Source organism: Streptomyces sp. NBC_01298 (assembly GCF_035978755.1).
Taxonomy (GTDB): domain Bacteria; phylum Actinomycetota; class Actinomycetes; order Streptomycetales; family Streptomycetaceae; genus Streptomyces.
Window position 1 is genome coordinate 1,256,986 of sequence record NZ_CP108414.1, and the last position, 18,427, is coordinate 1,275,412.

Below are 18,427 nucleotides of genomic sequence, written 5' to 3' on the forward strand. Positions count from 1 at the left end.
GGAGCTCCTGCGGGTCAGAGGTTCCGGGTGCGCCGCAACAGCGCCCGGCCGGCGATGAAGTTGGCGACGATCGCGACGACGGCGAGCACCACCAGGGAGGGCCAGGCCTTGCCCAGGCCGAAGATCGCGGCGTCGCGCATGCCGGTGACGGCGTACGACACCGGGTTCACCGTCGAGATCCACCGCAGCACGGTGGGCAGTTGCTGCGAAGTGGACAGCGACGGCGCGGCGAAGACGAGGACGGGCACCGACACGCTGGTGAGCACCATGAAGGTGCGGTAGTCGCTGATGAGGACGGCCGCGGCGAGGTACAGCCCGTTGAACGCCACCGACGAGAGCACCAGCGCAAGCAGCAGCCAGATCCAGTGGGACGCGTGGAAGGGGTAGTCGAAGATGACCGCGGCGACGGCCAGGGCCAGCAGGCTCTGGGCCAGCACGAGCGAGACCCCGGCCAGCAGTTTGCCGGCCAGGAAGCGCGAGCGGCGCAGCGGCCAGCTCCAGAGCTGGGTCGACACCCCGCTCATCTCCTCCTGGAACATCGCCATGCCCGTCGTCCCGGAGGCGCTGACCACCGACATGGCCAGCACCATGGGGAGGAGGAAGACCGCGAAGGGGAGGGTCTCGCCCCGGTAGGTGATGTTCCCCACGACGTTGCCCAGCGAGGTGTTCACCAGGAGCAGGTACACGAGCATGGGGGTCAGGCCGAGGATGAGGTTGACCCTGTTGCGGGCGAGGAGCGCGTACTCGCGGTAGAACACGGCGATGAAGTCCGCCGGTTTGCCCGAGGCGACCGGCGGCGTGGTCTTGAATCCCAGGTCGGCCACGGTGTCAGCCCTCGTTCCCGGTCATGCGCAGGAAGACCTGCTCCAGCGAGTCGGTGACGGTGGAGATTCCGGAGATCGCGACTCCGGAGTCGTGGCAGTGCCGGGACAGTTGCGGCAGTACGTCCCGGACCTGCGCGTTGTCGATGCGCACCTCGGCGTCCTGGACCGTGGCGGCCAGTCCGGCCGCGGCCGCCCACTCCTTGACGACCTTGGCGCCGACCGCGTCGTCGACGCTGACCAGCAGATGCGCTCCGCCGAACTCGCGGACGAGTTCGCTCGGTTGGGCGAAGCGGACCACCTTGCCCTGGTTGATGACCAGGACCCGCTGGGCGTTGCGCTCCAGCTCCTGGATGATGTGGCTGGTCCAGATGACGGTCATGCCGTACTCCTCGCGGAGCCACCGGACGAAGCGCTCGATCTGGTGCCGGCCGGCCACGTCCAGTCCGGCCGAGGGCTCGTCGAGGATGAGCAGTTCGGGGATGGTCAGCAGGGCCCGTACGAGCTGCAGCCGCTGGCGCTGCCCGCCGGACAGCTGGAAGACGAGCCGGGACAGGTGGTCGGCCAGGCCCAGGTATTCGGCCACCTCCATCGCCCAGGGGCGGGTGGTGCGCCAGGACAGGCCCTTGAAGCGGGTGGCGATCAGCAGGTTGTCCAGGGCCGAGAGCATCTCGTCGTAGGGGGCGGACTGGTGCATCGCGCCGATGCCGGTCTTGGCGGCGACCGGGTCGCGGGCCGGGTCCACGCCGAACACCCGGATCCGGCCGGTGGTGGGAGGGGTGACGCCGCAGATCATCTTCATCAGGGTGGTCTTTCCGGCACCGTTGGGTCCCAGCAGCCCGATGGTCTCGCCTTTGGCGATGTCGAATGAAATACGGTCGACTGCCGGCGTCTCTTTCCCGCGGTATCGCTTGGTCAGTTCCTCGGCGTTCACCACACCATTCGCCACGGTCCGCCCTCCAGAATGTGATCGGTGGTCCTCGGGGAATTTCTCCGGTCGGCGTTTGTCCGGCACCGCCGATCGGGCTTGCTGCGGCTGGACGTTACGCCCGCGGGGCGGCACGGGAGCGGCCGCCGTCCAAGCTGCCGCGCAACTGCCTCCGTTCTTCCTCCTGCCGTACGGAACCGTTGGCTAGCATGCGCAGATGAGCCGTTCAGTACAGACGGAAGACCGTGACGGCCGATCCGTTGTGGTTCTGGTGAATTGCGCGGGCGGCCGTGAATTGGAGGTCGTACGGAATGCTTTGACGGGTCCTCTGGAAACTCCGGCGATACTGATCCGGCAGGACGAACTCATGTCGACCTCGATGACTCTGGATGTGGACACCGGTCTGCTGGACGTCGCCGGGCGCCGGGTCCGGCCGGCCGTGGTGTGGGTGCGGCACGGTTCGGCCTGCGCGCTGATGGCGCAGGCGAGGCCCGCCGGTTCGATGACTCCGCTGCGGGCGGAGTCCTGGTCCGGTTTCCTGCGGCAGGTGGCGGCCACGGCGGACACCGCACTGCCCGGCGGCGCGGTCGTCGGGCCGGGCCAGCTGGCTCAGGCGCGCCGGCTGGGCGTGCGCACACCCCGTACGGTCGTCACCAATGACGTGCCGACGGGGGCGGGCGCGGTGGGTGCGCCCACCCTCGTGGTCAAGACTCCGGACTTCCGGCTGTTCGAGCCGGACCGGTCGGCCTGGAAGACCTGCCTGCCGCGGGTCGCCGGCCGGGAAGCGGTGGAGCGGGACCCGGGACCGACGGTGCCGGGCGGCGCGGGAGAGCGCCCGGTCGTGGTCCAGGAGTACGTGCCGCACACGCGAGAACTGCGCGTCTACCAACTCGACGGCGGGATCTGCGCCTTCGAGGTCCAGAAGCCCGATCCGTCGAGCCCGATGACGGATCCCGACAGCGTCACCGTGACGCGCGTCGACTGCCCCCACCCCGCGGCCGAGGCGGTGCGCACCCTGTGCGCGGCGTGGAACCTGCGCTACGGGGCGTTCGACCTGCTCGTGTCCGACACCGGGGACGTGGTGTTCCTGGAGGCCAACCCGGACGGGGACTGGCTCTGGTTCGAACGCAAGGCGCGCTGGCACGGCGTCTCGTTCATGGCCGCCGTCATGGTCCGTGAGCTGTTCGTACGCAGTACGTCGTGAATGGTGCGCCGTGAGGCGTCGTGAGGAGTGCGTCGTGAGGAGTACGTCGTCAGGAGTGCGTCGTGAGGAACTCGCGCCGGTGACGGCGTTACGGGGTGCCGAGATCTCCAGCCGGGGCCTGGTGCTCGTGGCCCTGGTGGCACGGGGGCACACGACCGACCGCGTGGCCCGTGCGCTGCGCCTGAGCAGGCACACGGTGGGCGAGGAGATCAGTGTCCTGCTCGACCGGTTCAACTGCAGGAACAGGGCGGAACTGGTGGCGTACTGCTACGTCCACCGGCTCCTGCCGATCGATGTCTGGCCGCCGCCGTGCGGCCCCGTGAAAGGAGTGGGTGACGTGTTCGACCCTCTGACCGCTCTGCGCGAGGCCGGGCTTCCGGTCGACCAGTTGAGCACCGCGCAGCGCGAGGTGCTGGCGGGCCTGACCGAGGAGGAGACGTCGGTCGTCGTATCGGTGCAGCTGCGGCTGGTCGAGGCGGATTCCGGTGCGGATGCCGAGGTGTGGGCGCACGACCTGAAGCTGCTCTGAGCCCGCGTGAGCCGGAGACTGGTGGTCGTCCTCTTCCTCGATCTGGTCGGGTGGACCCGGCTCGCCGAGCGCGTGGACCCGGAGTCGCTGCAAGGGCTGCTCGACGAGTACTACGAGATCTGCTCGGCCGCGGTGGAGGAACACGGCGGTGTCGTCGAGAAGTTCATCGGTGACGCCGTCATGGCGGTCTTCGGAGCCGACACCTCCCAGGAGGACGACGCCCCGCGGGCACTGCGCGCGGCCACGCGGATCCGCGCCGAGGTCCGCGACCTGCGCACGCCCGCCACCGACGCGGCTCCGGTCGAGGTCCATTGCGGGATCGCGGCCGGGGAGGCGCTGGTGACGCGTTCGGCCCGGGCCGGCATCCGGGTCGTCGGCGACGTGGTCAACCTGGCCGCGCGCCTGCAGTCCCTGGCCGTCGCCGGGGAGATCATCGTCAACGAGACCGTGGCGCACCTGGCCCGCCCGCACTACACGATGGTCCCGGTGCCGCCGGTGGCGCTGAAGGGCAAGTCCGAACCGGTACCCGTCCTCGTGGTCACCGGGGAGGCGGCCGCGGACGGCGCGGGCGAGCACTCCCTCATGGTGGACCGCGGCGCCGAACGCCACCGGCTGCGCGGGATCTACCACCGGGTGGCCCGGGAGCGGCGCGCGGAACTGGTGACCGTGCTCGGGCCGCCCGGCATCGGCAAGACCCGCCTGGTGCGGGAGGCCGTGGACGACCTCCTGGCGGCCGGGGCCGGGCCCGTCGCCGTGTTCGGCAGCTGCCAGTCGTACGGAACCGCCGGGAACTACGGGGCGCTCGTCGAAATGCTGGACGCGCTGATCCGGCGGGCGCCGTCCTGCGCGGAATTGCTGCGGTCGGACGAACGGATCGCCGGCGTCCTCGCGGCCCTGCGCGACGCCTCGCTCCCCCGGCGGGCCGGCGCGGTCCCGGGCCCGGGCGTGGAGGAGGTGTCCTGGGCGACCCGCGAACTGCTCACCGCCGCGGCCCACGGCCCGCTCGTGGTGGTGTGGGACAACCTCGCGTGGGCCGGCCAGTCGCTCCTGGGGCTGATCGGCGAGCTGATGGACGGGCTGCGCGACCTTCCGCTCCTGATGGTCTGCGTGTCCCGACCGGAGTTCGCGGGGCGGGAGGATCCCGGGCGGCCGGGAGAGGCGGACGTGATCGAGGTCGGGGCGCTGGTCCCGGCCGACAGCGCGCGGCTGGCGTTCTCGCTGGCCGGGCGCGGGAGCGGCGACGAGGTGGAACTGCACGGGCTCGACCTGGCCGAGCAGGTGGACCGGGTCGCCGTGTACAGCGCGGGCAATCCGCTGTACATCCGGCTGATGATGGACTGGCTGCGCAGCGGCCGGACCGTCGAGGAGGTGCCGCCGAGCATCACGGCCATGGTGGGGGCGATGATCGACCGGCTGCCCGCGCCGGGCCGCCGGCTGCTGGGCGCGGCTTCGGTGATCGGCCCCTCGTTCACCCTGGAGCAGCTCGCGCTGCTGGGCGAGCCGGCTCCGGAGGCGGCGGCCCTGGAGCTCGCGGGCCGGCACCTGTTCCGGGCCACGGAGGAAGCGGGCGGCTACCGCTTCGTCCAGCAGCCGGTGCACGAAGTGGCGTACGGCCGGCTGGAGAAGGAGCAGCGGGTCACCTGGCACCGGCGGCTGGCCGAGCACGGTTTCAGTCCGGGCTTCCACCTCGAAGCCGCCACCCGGCTCCTCGCCGGGCTGCGCCCCGACGACGCGCAGCTGCCCGAGCTGGCGCGGGAGGCGGCCGGGGCCCTGCTGGGCGAGGGCACCGTGGCGCTGCGGCAGCGTGACGTGCCGACGGCGATCGGGCTGCTCGAGCGGGCGCTCGTACTGGCGCGGGGCGGGCCGGACCGGTGCCGGTCGGTCGCCGCCGTCCGGCTCAGTGACGCCCGCATGCTCTCCGGGGACACCCGGGGCGCCCTGGAGGCGGTGGAGGAGGGCACGTGGCGCGACACCGGGCCCGGCGCCCACACCGGCACCGCGCCCGCGCCCGCCCTGGTACGGGTGCAGCGGCTGCTGCTGGCCGCCCGCCTCGGGAAGGTCTCGGCGGCGGACGTGGAGGGGCTGCGGGCCGCGCTCGACGGAGAGGAGCCCGACCGGTCGGCCCGGTGCCGGTTCGAGCAGCTGCGGATGCTGATCCACCTGGACCACGGCCGGTTCGGGGCCGCGGAGGAGGCGGCGTGCGCCGCGCTCGCCCACGCCCGGGACACCGCCGACGCGTACGAGGAGGACCGGCTGCTGGTGGCCCTGTGCGAGATCCGGCAGTGGTCGCCGAGTCCGATGGCGCAGAAGCTCGCGGGGTGCGCGGAGCTCCTGGAACGGTTCGCCGCCGACCGGTTCCTGGCCCTGCCCGCGCTCGCCGCCCGCGCGCGCTGCCTGGCGCTGACCGGGGACCGCGGCGGTGCCCGAGCGGCGCTGACCGAGGCCGAGTCCGTCGTCGTACAGCTCCGGCTGACCCTGGGGCGGGTCCTGGTCGATCAGGTGGCCGCGCTGGCCGCCTCCCTGGACGGTGAGCACGCGGAGGCCGAGCGGCGCTTCGGCCGCGCGGCGGACGCTCTCGAACAGGCGGGCTACGTACCGGTGGCGCTGACCATGCGGGTGCAGGCGGCCCGCGAGTGCGCCCGCCGGGACCGGGCGGAGGAGGCGGCCCGCAGGATCGCCGAACTGCTCGCGCGGCGCGCGGAGATGGACGTCCGGGGCCGGATCCTGTGCCTGTCGGCCGCCGTACTGGGCGCGGCGGCGCAGGGCCGCGCCGAGCCGGCGCAAGCCGAGCCGGCGCAAGCCGAGCCGGTACGCGCCGAGCCGGTACGCGCCGAAGTGCTGCGCGCCGAGGTGCTGCGGCTGCTCCGGGACCTCGACGACCCGTGTCTGCGGGGCGAGGTCTACTTCGATCTGGCCCGGGCCCACCGCCTCCTGGGCGAGCGGGACGAGGCCCTGGCCATGGCCGCACTCGCCGCCGACAGCTACGCCGCCGTCGGCGCGGTGAAACCGCTGGAGGCGGTACGGGCATGGACGTGAACGGCGCGCCCTGGCGGCGCGAGCGGCGGCCGCACGCGTCGGGGATGCCCGCGTGGAGCATGCCGGCCGGCGGGGACCCCGGCGATCCGCTGCCCACGGCCCTGTTCGCGGGGATCGGCCCGCGCTGGGCGTGGGAGGGCGCGAGCGGAGAGGGCGTACGGGTCTGCGTGCTCGACAGCGGCGTCCAGGCGGAGCACCCGCTCGTCGGCGCGGTCGAGCGGGCCTGGCAGGTGGTGAGCGCCGAGGGCCGGGCTCCGCGCGTCGAGGAGTGCGAGCCGCACGACAGCGCCGGGCACGGGACCGCCTGCGCGGGGATCATCCGCTCCCTCGCGCCCCGGGCCTCGCTCAGTTCGCTCAAGGTGCTCGGGGACGGGAGGGCCGGCAGCGCCTCCGCGCTGATCGCCGGACTGGCCTTCGCGATCGAGGAGGGGTTCGACGTCATCAGCATGAGCCTGTCGACGACCCGGGTCGAATTCCGCGACCGGCTGGCCGAGTTGTGCGACCGCGCCTACTTCCGGCGGACCGCGGTGGTGGCGGCGGCGCACAACCTGCCCATCGAGAGCTTCCCCTGGAACTTCGCCTCGGTGATCTCCGTCGCGAGCCACGCCGAGCCGGACGGCATGCGCTTCTACTACAACGCCGCTCCCCCGGTGGAGTTCCGTGCCCGGGGAGTGCGCGTGCCGGTGGCGAGCCTGGGCGGCGGCACGGTCCGCAACACCGGCAACAGCTTCGCGGCGCCGCACATGGCCGGGATCGCGGCCCTCGTCCTGAGCAAGCATCCGTGGCTCACGCCGTTCCAGCTCAAGAGCGTCCTGTACCACTGCGCAGCGAACGTCCACGGAGAAGGAGACGGAGCATGAAACCCTGGCCGCACGATCTGATGGCCACCGAACGTCAACTCCTGCAGTCTGTCGTCACGGTGGCCCGGTACATCTACGGGGCGGCCGCCTCCTCGGTCTTCATGGTGAGCCCCGACACCGGTGAGCTGATCTTCGCGGCGGTGGCGGGCGAGGGCGAACAGGGCCTGGTCGGCCGGCGCTTCGAGCCCGGCACCGGCATCGCCGGCTGGGTGGCGGCCAGCGGACAGCCGCTGATCACGGACGACGTGGGCGCCACGGACCGGTTCGCCCGCGACGCGGCGGCCTCCACCGGGTACGTTCCCGCGAGCATCATGGCCGCCCCGCTCATCGCGGACGGGGAGTGCATCGGCGTGATCGAGGTACTGGACCGCCACGTGCACGACGAGCACGCTCCCGGCCGGGAGCTCGACGACATCGAACTGCTGGGCCTGCTGGCCACGCAGGCCGCCCTGAGCCTCGCCCTGCTGCGGCGCAGCGAGCAGGCCGCGAGCGGGGCGCCGCGCATGGGCGAGCTGGTGGCCAGGCTGTCCCAGCACGCGGTCATGGACGCCTCCGACCCGCTGGCCGTCTCCCTGCTGAGCATCTCGCTGGACCTGCTGGACCGGGGTTCGCACCCCGGTTCGAAGGTGGTCTGACGGCCGAGGGAGACGGAACGCAGACGGAGCGCAGACGAATCGCAGACGCACCGGCGACGCGGCGGAGACGCGGACGGAACGGGCCCCTCCTACCCTCCTGGCCTATGGTCCACAGTGTCGAGGCCGAGACTCCGTCGTTTCCCGAACTCCTCCGCTTCAAGCGCGTCCAGGCCGGGCTCACGCAGCGGACGCTCGCCGACATGTCGACGATCAGCCCGCGCACGATCCGCGCCCTGGAGTCGGGCCGGGTGAACGCGCGGATGCAGACCGTCCGGCTGCTCGCCGACGCCTTGGGGCTGGACGGCCTGGCGCGGGAGCTCTTCGTCACCGCCGGCCTGGGCGGCGGGGGGCCGGCTCCGGTCGGGGCCGGGCCCTGCCCGGCGGTGCCCAGGTCCGTCAACGCCCTCCTCGGACGGGACGTCGAGGTCCGGTCGATGGTGGGCGCCCTGGAATCGGACCACCGCCGGATGATCTCGCTCTCGGGCCTCGCCGGCGTGGGAAAGTCGCGGGTCGCGGCGGAGACGGCGGCCCGGCTGAGCTCCCGGCGCGGCTGGCCGGTGCTGTGGATCGGGTCGGGAACGACGGCCCCGGCCGGTCCCGGCACGGCCTTCGGCCCCTTGCTGCGGTCCTTGCGCCTGCTCGTCGAATCGGGTGCTCAGGACGTGTCCGCGGTCTGCCGGCTGATCGGCCGGCACGAGCTGCTGCTCGTGCTCGACGGGGTCGCGGACGCGCGGGACCCGGTTGGCGTGGAGGAGCTGCTGGCGTACTGCCCGGGCATCCGGGTGGTCAGCACGTCACGGGCGCCGTGGACCGTGGCGGGCGTCCAGGGGACGGTGCTCGCGCCCCTGGCCCTCCCCGGGCCGGACGGGGAGGGGACGGCGGCGGGATCCCTGGACGTCTTGACCGCCGTGCCGTCGGTGCGGCTGCTTGTGGAACGGCTCGCCGAGGTCCGGCCGGGGTTCGTACTGGGCCGGGCGGACGCGGTGGCCGCGGTAAGGCTGTGCCGGACCCTGGACGGTCTGCCGGCCGCGCTGGAAGCGGCGGCCGCGGGGTGCGGGGTACTGAGCCTGCGGCGCCTCGCGGACATGCCGGCGACGGAGCTGCTCGAACTGCCGGCGGCCGCCCGGCCGGTCGGCGTCCCCGGGACGATCGGCTGCCCGATCCGGTCGGGGGTCGAGCGGCTGGACCCCGTACCGCGCAAGCTCCTTGGCGAACTGGCCGGTTTCGACATGGCCTTGACGGCCTGCGAGGCCGCCGAAGCGCTGGGCCTGCCGATGAACCAGGTGGTCGGCGGACTCGGTGCGCTGACGGGCGGCGGGTTCGTCCGGGCCGCGCACGGGGAGGCGGAGACCCGCCTGCACCTGCCGAACCTGGTGCGGGCGGCCCTTGGCTGATAGAGGATCAGCCCAGGTGTTCCGCGAGGAACCGCTCCACGGCCGCGTAGTAGGCCTGCCGGTTCGCGGGCCGGGACAGCCCGTGCCCCTCGTCCGGGAACAGCAGGTACTCGTACGGGAGTTGCTTGGCCTCCAGCGCCGCGACGATCTGCTCCGCCTCCGCCCGGGGCACGCGGACGTCGTTGGCGCCCTGGACGATCAGGAGCGGGATGCGGATCTCGTCGACCCGGGACAGCGGTGAGCGTTCCCACAGCATGGCGCGCTCCGTTTCCGGGTCCCCCACCTGGGCGTGCATGAACGAGCGCAGCACGGTGCGGTAGGGCGCCCCGGCCGCGAGCAGCGTCAGCAGGTTCGACGGACCGCAGAGGTCGATCGCGCAGGTGAACACCTCGGGGGTGAAGGCCGCGCCGACCAGCGCGGCGTACCCCCCGTACGAGCAGCCCATGATCGCGATCCGGGCGGGGTCGATGCCGCCGTCCGCGACGAGGTGCGCGACCGCGTCGAGCAGATCGGTCTGCATCGCGGCACCCCACTGCTTGGCGCCCAGGTTGCGGAAGTGCTTGCCGTAGCCCGTCGAACCGCGGAAGTTGACCTGGACGCAGGCGTAGCCGCGGTTGGCCAGGAGCTGCGCCTCCTCGTCGAACGCGAAGGTGTGGCGGGCCCAGGGCCCGCCGTGCACGTTCACCACCGCGGGCAGGCCCGTGCGTTCGGCGCCGGGCGGCCAGGTGACGTAGCCGTGGACGGTGACCCCGTCGCGCGCGGAGAACGCGAAGGGCTCCATCCGGGCCAGCGTGTACGCCTCGAGCTCCCGCTGGTGGCTGAAGAGGTGGCGCAGCGTCCCGGCCGGCCGGTCGTAGACGTAGTAGAGGACGGGGCCGGCTCCGGTCACCACCGAGACCGTCCACAGCCGGTCGCCGCGGTCGGTGCGGTCCACGTAGACCTCGCCGTCGACCGACAGGAGGGCGAGCTCGCCGCGGATCCGGCCGATGTCCTTGCCGAACTCCTCGTCCAGGAAGACCCATTCGTCGCGGTCCTTCGCGAACAGCGCCGCTTGCGGCCTGCGGGTCACCGGGTCGAACTCGACCTGTTTGACGTCGTACACCGGGTCATGCGCGAGCAGCGTCCGCCGGCCGGTGGCGAGTTCGACGGCGAACAGGCGGCCGGCGTTGGCCCCGATGGAGGACAGGAGGTGGCAGGTGGCGCCGTCGCGGGAGAAGCCGAGCACGCGCGTCCCCATGGCGTCGTCGTAGGGCACGTCGAGCCAGGGCGTGGCACCGTCCGGTCCGCCCGGAGCCCCCGAATCCTCCGGCGGGTCGAGGAACACGGACAGGCCGCCGTCCGGCTTCACCACCGTGCCGCCGCGCACCCGCAGGTCGGTGTCCACGATCCAGCTCAGGTACCCGGGGTTCTCCGCGACCTTGGTGAGCCGGTCCGTCAGCAGGTCCAGGGCGTAGACGTCGTGCAGCGCGGGCCGGTCCTTGTTCAGTCCGATCAGCAGGGTCGTCGGGTGCCACCGGTTGTGCGCCAGCACCCGTGCCTGGACTCCGTCGAAGGGGGTGGCGCAGCGCTCCCGGCCGGTGATCAGGTCGACGAGGTGGACCCGCCAGCTCTCGTCGCCGTCCCGGTCGCGCAGGTAGAACAGGGTGCGGTCGTCGTGGCACAGGCCGTACGTGCGGATGCCGCGGCCCCGGTCGTGCGTGACGGGCCTCGCCTCCCCGGGCCGGTCCACGGGCGCCGTCCACACGTTCAGGACGCCGTCGTCCGGGGCCAGGTAGACGAGACGGGTCCCGTCCGGGGAGATCTCGGGCACGAGGTACGACGGGTTGCCGAACAGGACGGAGTGCGGGATCAGCGGTACGGCCGGCTTGGTCACGGTTCCCTTCCCGGGTCGGGTGGTTGGACGCCGCGCTCCGAGAACCACCAGTCGCGGAGTTCGGGGAACTGCGCGACCGCCTCGTCGGTGTCGAGCGGCGGGGCCGCGGGGCGGCCGGCGGAGGGTGCGGGGAGGGCCGGCCCGGAAGGGACCGGCGTCCGGGCGGGGACCGGTTCCTGGGCGGGGAACGGCGTCTGGACGGGGACCAGCGTCTGGGCGCGGAACAGCCGGGTCATCAGCACCGGGCTGCCGAGCACCGCTCGGGACACCTTGGCCCGCATCCGCTGCCCGGCGGCGGACAGGGGAGCCGACCCGGGGCCTGACCCGGGACCTGCCGCTGGGCCTGCTCCTGAGCCTTCGCCTGAGCCGGAGCCCTCCGCGACGGCCCGCGCCCGGTCCTGTTCGGTCGCCATCCGCCAGGATTCCGCGGCCACTGCGGCCATCGCGGCCTGGATCGCGGGCAGCGCGCGGGGCCGGGCGCCGCGTTCGCTCAGCTCCCGGTCCAGCCGCAGCGCGCCGAGCAGTGCGACGGACATCCCGTGCGAGTAGACGGGGTTCACGGCCGTCAGCGCGTCGCCGACGACCAGGAAGCCCTCGGGCAGCGGCAGCCGCTCGAAGAACCTCCGGCGGTTCGCGGTGGCACGGAACGGTCTTACTCCGCCGAGGGGTTCGGCCGCCGCCAGTAGTTCCGCCGCGAGGGGCGAGCGCAGCGAGCGGGCGCAGTCCGTGAATCCCGGCTCGTCCGACGGCGGTCTGGCCGCGCGCGTGCCGGTCAGCGTGAAGATCCACCGGCCGTCCTCGATGGGGAACAGCGTGGCTCCGTACCCCGGGCGGCCGCGCTCGGGCCGCGGGTGCACCATGACCGCCGGGAGGTCGGCGGCGAGGGCGGGGGGCGCCCGGTAGATCCGGGTGGAGTACGCCAGTCCCGGGTCGAGCACCTCCTCCTCGACTCCGGGTCCGCCGATCGCGGTCAGCCAGCGTCCGGCCCGCGAACGCCGGCCCGTCGCGTCCACCACCAGGTCGGCGCCGAGCGTCTCGCGGGAGCCGTCCTCGTGCGCGACCAGGACACCGGTCACGCGGGTCGCGTCCCCCGCGAGTCCCAGGACCCGGGTGCGCTCCCGTACGGTGACCGCCCCGTCGGCCAGGGCCCGCTGCCGGATGACGTCGTCCATCAGCCAGCGGCTGCACGAGACCATGAAGGCCCCGGTCTCGTGGCGGCGGAACCAGCCGTCCGCGCTCAGGATCAGCGCGCCGTCCGGCAGGCCCCTGCGGTGCGCTCCCCGGGCGAGGAGCGCCTCCAGCGTTCCGGGGAGCAGCGTGTCCAGGGCCTCGGCGCCGGCGGTCACCAGGACGTGGCTGTGGTACGCCTGCGGCAGCTCCGGCCGGACCCCCGGCCCGTCCGGGTACCGGCCGCCCTCGACGACGGTGACCTCGTCGGCGTGCCGGGAGAGCACCTTGGCCACCAGCACCCCCGCGAAGCCTCCGCCGAGGACGACGGCCCTGGTCATGACCGTGCAGCCGGCTCGCTCCGTACGGCCTGCGTTCCGGCTTCCTTCTGCTCGGCGTCCGTCTCCTCGATGAGGTCGGCTTCGATCATGGAGGTGATGAAGGCGTCCACCTCCGCGCGGATGCGGGCCGTCATCACCGGGTTGTGCCCCGCGAACAGCAGGGACAGGTTCGTGATGACCGTCTCCCGGTCCCCGTCGCTCTCCACGAGCGCCCAGATCTGGGCGGCCGTCGCGTTCAGGGTGCGGAAGTCGCCGGACTCGCTGTGGTACAGCGAGATGCCGTCCCCGGTCTCCTGCCAGATCACCGCGTCACTGATGTGCAGGGACATCTCCCAGCCTCCTGTTCACCGGCATGATCGGAATCAGTTCGCCCACCTTGATCGCGGGCACGGGCGCCGGCGGGCGGACGTAGGTCTTCCACTGCTCGTGGGCCTCGTGCACCTCCCCGGTGGCTACCAGCCGGGGAATGGTCATCTCGGTGCCGTCCAGGGCGAGTTCGGCGCGGGTCACGCCGGTCTCCTGCCACAGCTGCGTGGTCACTCCGTGCCGCAGGATCCGGCACAGGTGGCGGCTGTTGCGCCGCAGGTCGCCGGACTCCGACATGTGCGCGGCCCGGCAGCCGCCGCCGCAGTTCGCCTTGATGTAGCACTTCTCGCAGTCGGCGTGGAACTCCCCGCCGTACACGGTGCTCCGGCGCATCGAGGTCAGGACCGGGCTGGCGAAGATCTCCGACAGCCGCTGCTTCCTGATGTTTCCGGCGAACTCCCCCTTGCCCGTGACGAGTTTGCACGGGTAGACGTCGCCGAGGGAGTTGACGTAGATCTCGTGCCCGCCCATGCCGCAGTTGCCCTTGACCGAGCACGCGGTGACCGGCCTCGGGCCGTCCGGCTTGAGCTTGCCGGCGACCGGCGAGGTCCAGACGAGCTGCTGCACGTCCAGGTGGTCCTGCCACCCGAAGTCGTAGGTGTCGTCCGCGCCCCTGCCCAGGTCGTTGTGGTTCATCAGGCGGACGCTGTGGATCTCGATCCCGTCGAGGAAGGAGGCGAAGTCCTCCAGCTCGTGGATGTTGTCCGAGGTGACGATGTGGTTGATGGCCGGCGCCACCCCGGCCTCGTTGAGGAGCTGGATCGCCCGGTGGGTCTTGGCGAACGCGCCCTTGCCGCGGGTGCGGTCGTGGGTCTCGGCCGTGCCTCCGTCGAGGCTCACGGTGACGGCGTCGAAGAGCTCGGCGAACCGCCGGGCCTTCTCCGCGGTCCGGATCATCGTCGCGTTGGTGATGATGTTGGCCTTCAGGCCGCTGTTCTTGGCGTGCTCGACGACCTGGAAGAGATCCTTGCGGAGCATCGGCTCGCCGCCGGTGAAGATGATGGTCCCGGCGCCGAAGTCGGCGATCTGCGAGACCAGGTCCAGGGACTCGGCGGTGTCGAGCTCGCCCGGCAGGCACTTCTCCGAGGAGGCGTAGCAGTACGGGCAGCGCAGGTTGCAGCCGTCGGTGATGGCGTAGTACGCGACGCCCAGGGGCGGTTCGCTCAGCCTGACCTTGGGTTTGTTGCCGTTGAAGTACACGATCCAGCTCAGGATGAGCTTGGCGAGGACGCGTTCCGTCTCGTCGTTCTGCTCCAGCCCCGGCTGCTCCCCGCGGGCCCGGGCGGCCGCCAGGGTCTCGAGGACCCGAAACTCACGTCCGGAGAGGACGCACCGGGCGGCCACCTCCGGGTTGACCACGAGGTGGTCCTCGCCGTGCACGAAGTACGTCAGGTCGTTGGGCACCTCGAACAACGACAGGTTCCGAACCAGGTTTCCGCGCATCCCGCCTCCTCTCTGGACTGGCACAGGCGCGGCCCGACGCGAACCGCCGCCGGACCCCGCCTGTGGAACGGTCAGTTCTCGGCCTGGCCCGATCCCGACCAGAGGCCGCAGGCACACAGCATCGCGGCGTCGAAGCCCTCCTTCGTGGCCTCCGGGGAGGTCCAGTCCTGGGAGTGCGCCACCACGTCGGGCAGGATCGCCGCGAGGCGGGTCTTCGTCGAGATGAGGACCTTGGTCTCCTCGGGGGTCAGGCTGGCGTAGAACTCTTCGAGGGCGGGCGCCATCGTGCCGCCGATGACACCGGCCGCACGCAGGGACTCCAGGGCGTTGAAGGACATGCTTCCACCTTTCGCTGTCGCGTTCGATCGGGGACGCAACCGAGACTGCGCGCGGCGGACCCGTGAAACAACCCCACGAATGTGGGTTGTGCGGGAGCGGCGAAGGGGACATACGCAGCGCGGGCGGGGCGTCTTGCGCCAGTGGCCCGGGACGGCCGGAACGCGCCGCGCACGGGTGTTGACGATCTCCAGACCGTGCCTCACGCTCAGACCACAGCCGTTGTGAAGCTCATGTGAAGCGAACGTGGAAATCGGGATCAATGGAGCGCCCACCCGGCGGCCGGCGGCCCGTCGGACGACCCGAGAGGTGCGATGAATCCCACCGGCTTAGGCATCGTGCACATATCGCTGTTGCCAGGCTTCGTCTGCCGCACCGACCAACGGATCACCGACCTCAGCGACACCCAGCAACGGCTCGTCGCGGCCCTGGTGCTCGCAGACCGTCCGCTCAGGCGCGTCGACCTGGCCTCCCGACTGTGGCCCGACGCCCCGCCCGACCGGGCGGGTGCCCGGTTGAGACAGACCCTGTGGCGGCTAAATCAAGCCACGACCGGAGGCCTGTTGCGGGCCTCGCACACCACCGTCACCCTCACCGATCGCGTCGAGGTGGACTACCGGGCTGCGGCCAGGCTGATCGCGGCGGTGTCCGGAGCGGTCGGGGCCGTCGCGACGCTCGGCGCGGTCGCGGGCGGGGACCGGCTGCCGCAGGCGTGGAGCGTACTGCGCCACCCGCTGCTGAACGACTGGGACGACGACTGGCTCGTACCGTTCCAGGAGAAGTGGAAGGTCCAGCGCGTCCAGACGCTGGAGCGCCTCGCCGAGAAGTTCCTCCAGCGCCGGCAGCACGCTGCGGTGCTCGAACTGGCCGACGCCGCCACCCAGGCCGACCCGCTGCGGGAGGGGCCCCGGCGGATCGCCGTGCAGTCGTGCCTGTTCGCCGGCGAGGTGGCCGACGCGCACCGCCGCTACCGCGGCTACCAGGAACTGCTCGCCGCCGAGTTGGGCGTGGCGCCGAGCGGGGCCATCCCGCGGCTGCTCAGACAGGACCGCGAGCGCCAGCTCGCCCTCGCGGCGGAGTACTGACCGGCGGGCACTGATCGGGGAGTACCGACCCGGGAGCACTGACCGGGTGCCGTCGTACCGCCCCGTACGGCCCGGGAACCGCACCACGGCGGCCCGTCGGGCGCCCTGCCCTGGAGATGACCGCCCGGAGGCGGCGGACCAGGAGGGGGCGCAGGGCGGGCGGGTCCGGGAGCGGGTCCGGGAGCGGGTCCGGGAGCGGGCGGGGTCAGGGTCTGGAGGATGAGGAGGTTCATGCCGGCGTGATCCGCACCGGGAGGCTCTCCAGCCCGTTGACGACGATCGACCGCAAGGGGACGGCGGGGCGCGTACCGCCCTCGTCCCGCTGGAGCGCGGCGTCCCCCGGCAGGTCTTCGGCTGCGTGGTCCAGACCTCGCCTTCGGCCAGGTCCAGCGGATCCCCCGAGGAACTCGGCCAGCAGCTCCACCGCGGCATCCGCGTCGGGACAGGCGTCCATGACCTCCAGAACGGGCGCGGGGAAGTCCGATGGCAGGCCAGGGGCCGCGGGGCGATGGTGTACGCGGTCCGCAGCGTCTCGTGGCGGTCGTGCACGGCCTCGATCGCCGCCGCGAGGGCGTCCTCGTCGAGCGCGCCGTCGAGTTCGAAGAGGAGCAGGCAGTGGGCCGACCGGTCCTCGGGCTGGAGCAGGTGCTGGGTGAGGTAGCCGGCCTGCATGGGGGTGAGGGGTACGCCGGCGGCGTCGCGGGACGGGTCGCCGCCGGCGGGCGCGGCAGCGACGCCGGGGGGCGGCGGCGGGCGCCCGGCGCGGCGGGACCGGGGGCCCGGGTGGTGGCCAGCCAGTCCCCGAGGGTCCTTGCCGTGGGATGGGCGTACAGACGTGACACCGGTACGGGGCGGCCGAGTTCGGCGGCGAGCCGGGCGCAGACCCGGCCGGCGGCCGGCGAGCTGCCGCCGAGGTCGGTGAAGGGGACGTCGACGGGGGCGGCGGCCGGTAGACCGAGGACGTCGGCGAAGACGGCGGCGGCCCGGACCGCGAGGGCGTGGCGCGCTCTGCGAGTTCCTGGACGCGGGCGTAGTCCCGTTCGAGGACCTCGACCGAGTCGTGCCCGGGTCCACACCACGAGGGTGGCGGTGTAGAGGTCGAGGGTGGGGCGGATGCGGCTGCCCGGGGCGAGCTTGGGAACGACCAGGTGGACGCAGTCCAGTGCCTCGATCTCCGCGATCACTTCCCGGTCGAGGCTGTCGACGACGCCCTCCAGGGTGGTGGCGGTGAAGATCTGGCTCGCCTCCGTCGGCTTGCGGTAGGTGCGGCCGGCGTGCCGGTCGAGGAACTCCTGCGGGCGGGCGTAGGCCAGGGCGGTCATGTCGGCCTGATTGCCGCCCAGGCAGAGGTCGTTGAAGTCCGGCAGGACCCCGCCGGAGAGGCGGGCCCCGATCTCGACGAGGGCCGGTCCCTGCGGGGTGACGATGACCTCGGCGTGCGTGGGCCCGTACTGGATGCCCAGAGCGTCGAGCACCTCGTGCATGTAGGCGATGATCTCGGGCGCGGGCGCGGGCGCGGGCGCGGCGTCCGGCTCGGTGACGGAGTCGCGGTCGTAGAGCCGGTGGGTGCCGTCGAGGCGCTTGCGGTACTGCCGGATCCCGCAGGCGTGGCCCCCCCCCCCCCCCCCCCCCCCCCCCCCCCCCCGTACGAGACGAAGTCGACCATGTACTCCTCGCCGTCGAGGAAGGGCTGGACGAGGACCTCGTCGTTGCGCTCACCGAAGATGTTGACGGTGCCGAGCACGGCCTCCGCGGCCTTGCGGATCTCCACCGGGCCCCGGCAGACGGCGACGCCCTCGGTGGCGGCGGACGACAGCGGCTTGACGACCACCGGGTAGGCGCCGCGCTGTTCGGCCCAGGCGACGATCTCCTCGGCGCTGCCGCTCTTCAGCTGGTCCGCGCAGCGGACCCCGGCGCGGCGCAGGGTCTCGATCATCTCGTACTTGTCGCGCCGTGCGCGGGACAGCGCGGTGCCGTTGCCCGGCAGGCCGAGCAGTTCGGAGAGCTCGTCGGCGAGTTCGACGCCCGGCTCCTGGCCCGCGACCACGCAGATCGGCTCGAACTCCGCGAGCCTGGCGGCGGTCTCGGCGGGGGTGCCGTGGGGCACCACCGCGCGGTACGCGGTCAGGTCGGGCGGCCGCATCGACGTCATCAGCTCGGTGGTGCTCTGTACGTGCACCACGTACACGCCCAGCCTGGCAAAGGCCGGTGGCAAGTGATTGCCTCTGGTGTACGCGTCCACCATCACTGCGGCCAGGCGTACTTGCTCGCTCCTCATGATGTTCCACCTTGCGCTCATCGGAACAGCCCCGACCCGAAGGGGCCTGGCTGTTTCCAGATAGTGGCAAGAATTTGCCAATATGATTGCCGGTCTGGCAATATCGGTGGGGCAGCATCCACCGATCCGTA

16 protein-coding genes and 1 pseudogene are annotated in these 18,427 nt (G+C 72.5%); 7 read left to right on the forward strand and 10 right to left on the reverse strand.

Annotated features, from left to right (window positions below; all coding sequences use genetic code 11):
* Positions 1-14 precede the first annotated feature (14 nt).
* Entirely contained in the window at positions 15-824 is an 810-nt protein-coding gene (locus OG730_RS05760; RefSeq protein WP_327303165.1) for an ABC transporter permease, read from the reverse strand.
* A gap of 4 nt (positions 825-828) precedes the next feature.
* A complete protein-coding gene (locus OG730_RS05765; RefSeq protein ID WP_327303166.1) occupies positions 829-1,770 on the reverse strand; it encodes an ABC transporter ATP-binding protein in 942 nt (313 codons plus the stop codon).
* A 346-nt stretch (positions 1,771-2,116) separates the two neighbouring features.
* Between OG730_RS05765 and OG730_RS05770 the strand changes: the two genes are divergently transcribed.
* The 6 genes from OG730_RS05770 to OG730_RS05795 all read left to right on the forward strand — a co-directional run bounded on the left by OG730_RS05770 (position 2,117) and on the right by OG730_RS05795 (position 9,407).
* The gene (locus OG730_RS05770) at positions 2,117-2,953 is read left to right on the forward strand and encodes an MvdC/MvdD family ATP grasp protein (protein ID WP_327303167.1); all 837 of its coding nucleotides are present in this window, start codon (positions 2,117-2,119) and stop codon (positions 2,951-2,953) included.
* Positions 2,954-2,987: 34 nt separating this feature from the next.
* Positions 2,988-3,482, forward strand: coding sequence for an aroma-sacti cluster domain-containing protein (locus tag OG730_RS05775; RefSeq protein ID WP_327303168.1), 495 nt, complete (start codon positions 2,988-2,990; stop codon positions 3,480-3,482).
* Positions 3,483-3,488: 6 nt separating this feature from the next.
* Complete coding sequence (locus OG730_RS05780) at positions 3,489-6,518, forward strand: AAA family ATPase (RefSeq protein WP_327303169.1); 3,030 nt, start codon at positions 3,489-3,491, stop codon at positions 6,516-6,518.
* Positions 6,515-7,378, forward strand: a complete 864-nt coding sequence (locus OG730_RS05785; protein WP_442815174.1) for a S8 family serine peptidase — start codon at positions 6,515-6,517, stop codon at positions 7,376-7,378. The genes OG730_RS05780 and OG730_RS05785 overlap by 4 nt, the downstream gene beginning before the upstream one ends.
* Entirely contained in the window at positions 7,375-8,013 is a 639-nt protein-coding gene (locus tag OG730_RS05790; protein WP_327303171.1) for a GAF domain-containing protein, read from the forward strand. Before OG730_RS05785 ends, OG730_RS05790 begins: the two co-directional genes overlap by 4 nt.
* Before the next feature lie 104 nt (positions 8,014-8,117).
* Positions 8,118-9,407 (forward strand): helix-turn-helix domain-containing protein, encoded by a 1,290-nt coding sequence (locus tag OG730_RS05795; RefSeq protein WP_327303172.1) that lies wholly within the window; start codon positions 8,118-8,120, stop codon positions 9,405-9,407.
* 7 nt (positions 9,408-9,414) lie between these two features.
* Here OG730_RS05795 and OG730_RS05800 read toward each other — a convergent pair whose 3' ends face one another.
* From OG730_RS05800 to OG730_RS05820, 5 genes are all read right to left on the reverse strand, one after another.
* Positions 9,415-11,280, reverse strand: a complete 1,866-nt coding sequence (locus tag OG730_RS05800; RefSeq protein ID WP_327303173.1) for a S9 family peptidase — start codon at positions 11,278-11,280, stop codon at positions 9,415-9,417.
* Positions 11,277-12,788: an NAD(P)/FAD-dependent oxidoreductase gene (locus OG730_RS05805; RefSeq protein ID WP_327303174.1), complete on the reverse strand. Its 1,512-nt coding sequence runs from the start codon at positions 12,786-12,788 to the stop codon at positions 11,277-11,279. Before OG730_RS05805 ends, OG730_RS05800 begins: the two co-directional genes overlap by 4 nt.
* The gene (locus OG730_RS05810) at positions 12,785-13,117 is read right to left on the reverse strand and encodes a PqqD family protein (protein ID WP_327303175.1); all 333 of its coding nucleotides are present in this window, start codon (positions 13,115-13,117) and stop codon (positions 12,785-12,787) included. Before OG730_RS05810 ends, OG730_RS05805 begins: the two co-directional genes overlap by 4 nt.
* On the reverse strand, positions 13,098-14,597 hold the full coding sequence (stsB, locus tag OG730_RS05815; RefSeq protein WP_327303176.1) for a StsB family radical SAM/SPASM domain sactipeptide maturase: 1,500 nt from the start codon (positions 14,595-14,597) through the stop codon (positions 13,098-13,100). Before stsB ends, OG730_RS05810 begins: the two co-directional genes overlap by 20 nt.
* Positions 14,598-14,668: 71 nt before the next feature.
* The gene (locus OG730_RS05820) at positions 14,669-14,935 is read right to left on the reverse strand and encodes a StsA-related sactipeptide RiPP (RefSeq protein ID WP_266884495.1); all 267 of its coding nucleotides are present in this window, start codon (positions 14,933-14,935) and stop codon (positions 14,669-14,671) included.
* 312 nt (positions 14,936-15,247) lie between these two features.
* Here OG730_RS05820 and OG730_RS05825 point away from each other — a divergent pair, with 312 nt between their 5' ends.
* On the forward strand, positions 15,248-16,018 hold the full coding sequence (locus tag OG730_RS05825; RefSeq protein WP_327303177.1) for an AfsR/SARP family transcriptional regulator: 771 nt from the start codon (positions 15,248-15,250) through the stop codon (positions 16,016-16,018).
* Positions 16,019-16,247: 229 nt separating this feature from the next.
* Here the strand turns inward: OG730_RS05825 and OG730_RS05830 are convergent, their stop codons facing one another.
* The 3 genes and pseudogenes from OG730_RS05830 to OG730_RS05835 form a co-directional block, all read right to left on the reverse strand.
* Positions 16,248-16,472 (reverse strand): hypothetical protein, encoded by a 225-nt coding sequence (locus OG730_RS05830; protein ID WP_327303178.1) that lies wholly within the window; start codon positions 16,470-16,472, stop codon positions 16,248-16,250.
* Positions 16,473-16,821: 349 nt separating this feature from the next.
* Positions 16,822-17,340: pseudogene (locus OG730_RS44230) on the reverse strand (acyl carrier protein); the annotation flags it as partial.
* Positions 17,337-18,296, reverse strand: coding sequence for an ATP-binding protein (locus OG730_RS05835; RefSeq protein WP_327303179.1), 960 nt, complete (start codon positions 18,294-18,296; stop codon positions 17,337-17,339). The gene OG730_RS05835 and the pseudogene OG730_RS44230, both read right to left, overlap by 4 nt.
* Positions 18,297-18,427: the final 131 nt, after the last annotated feature.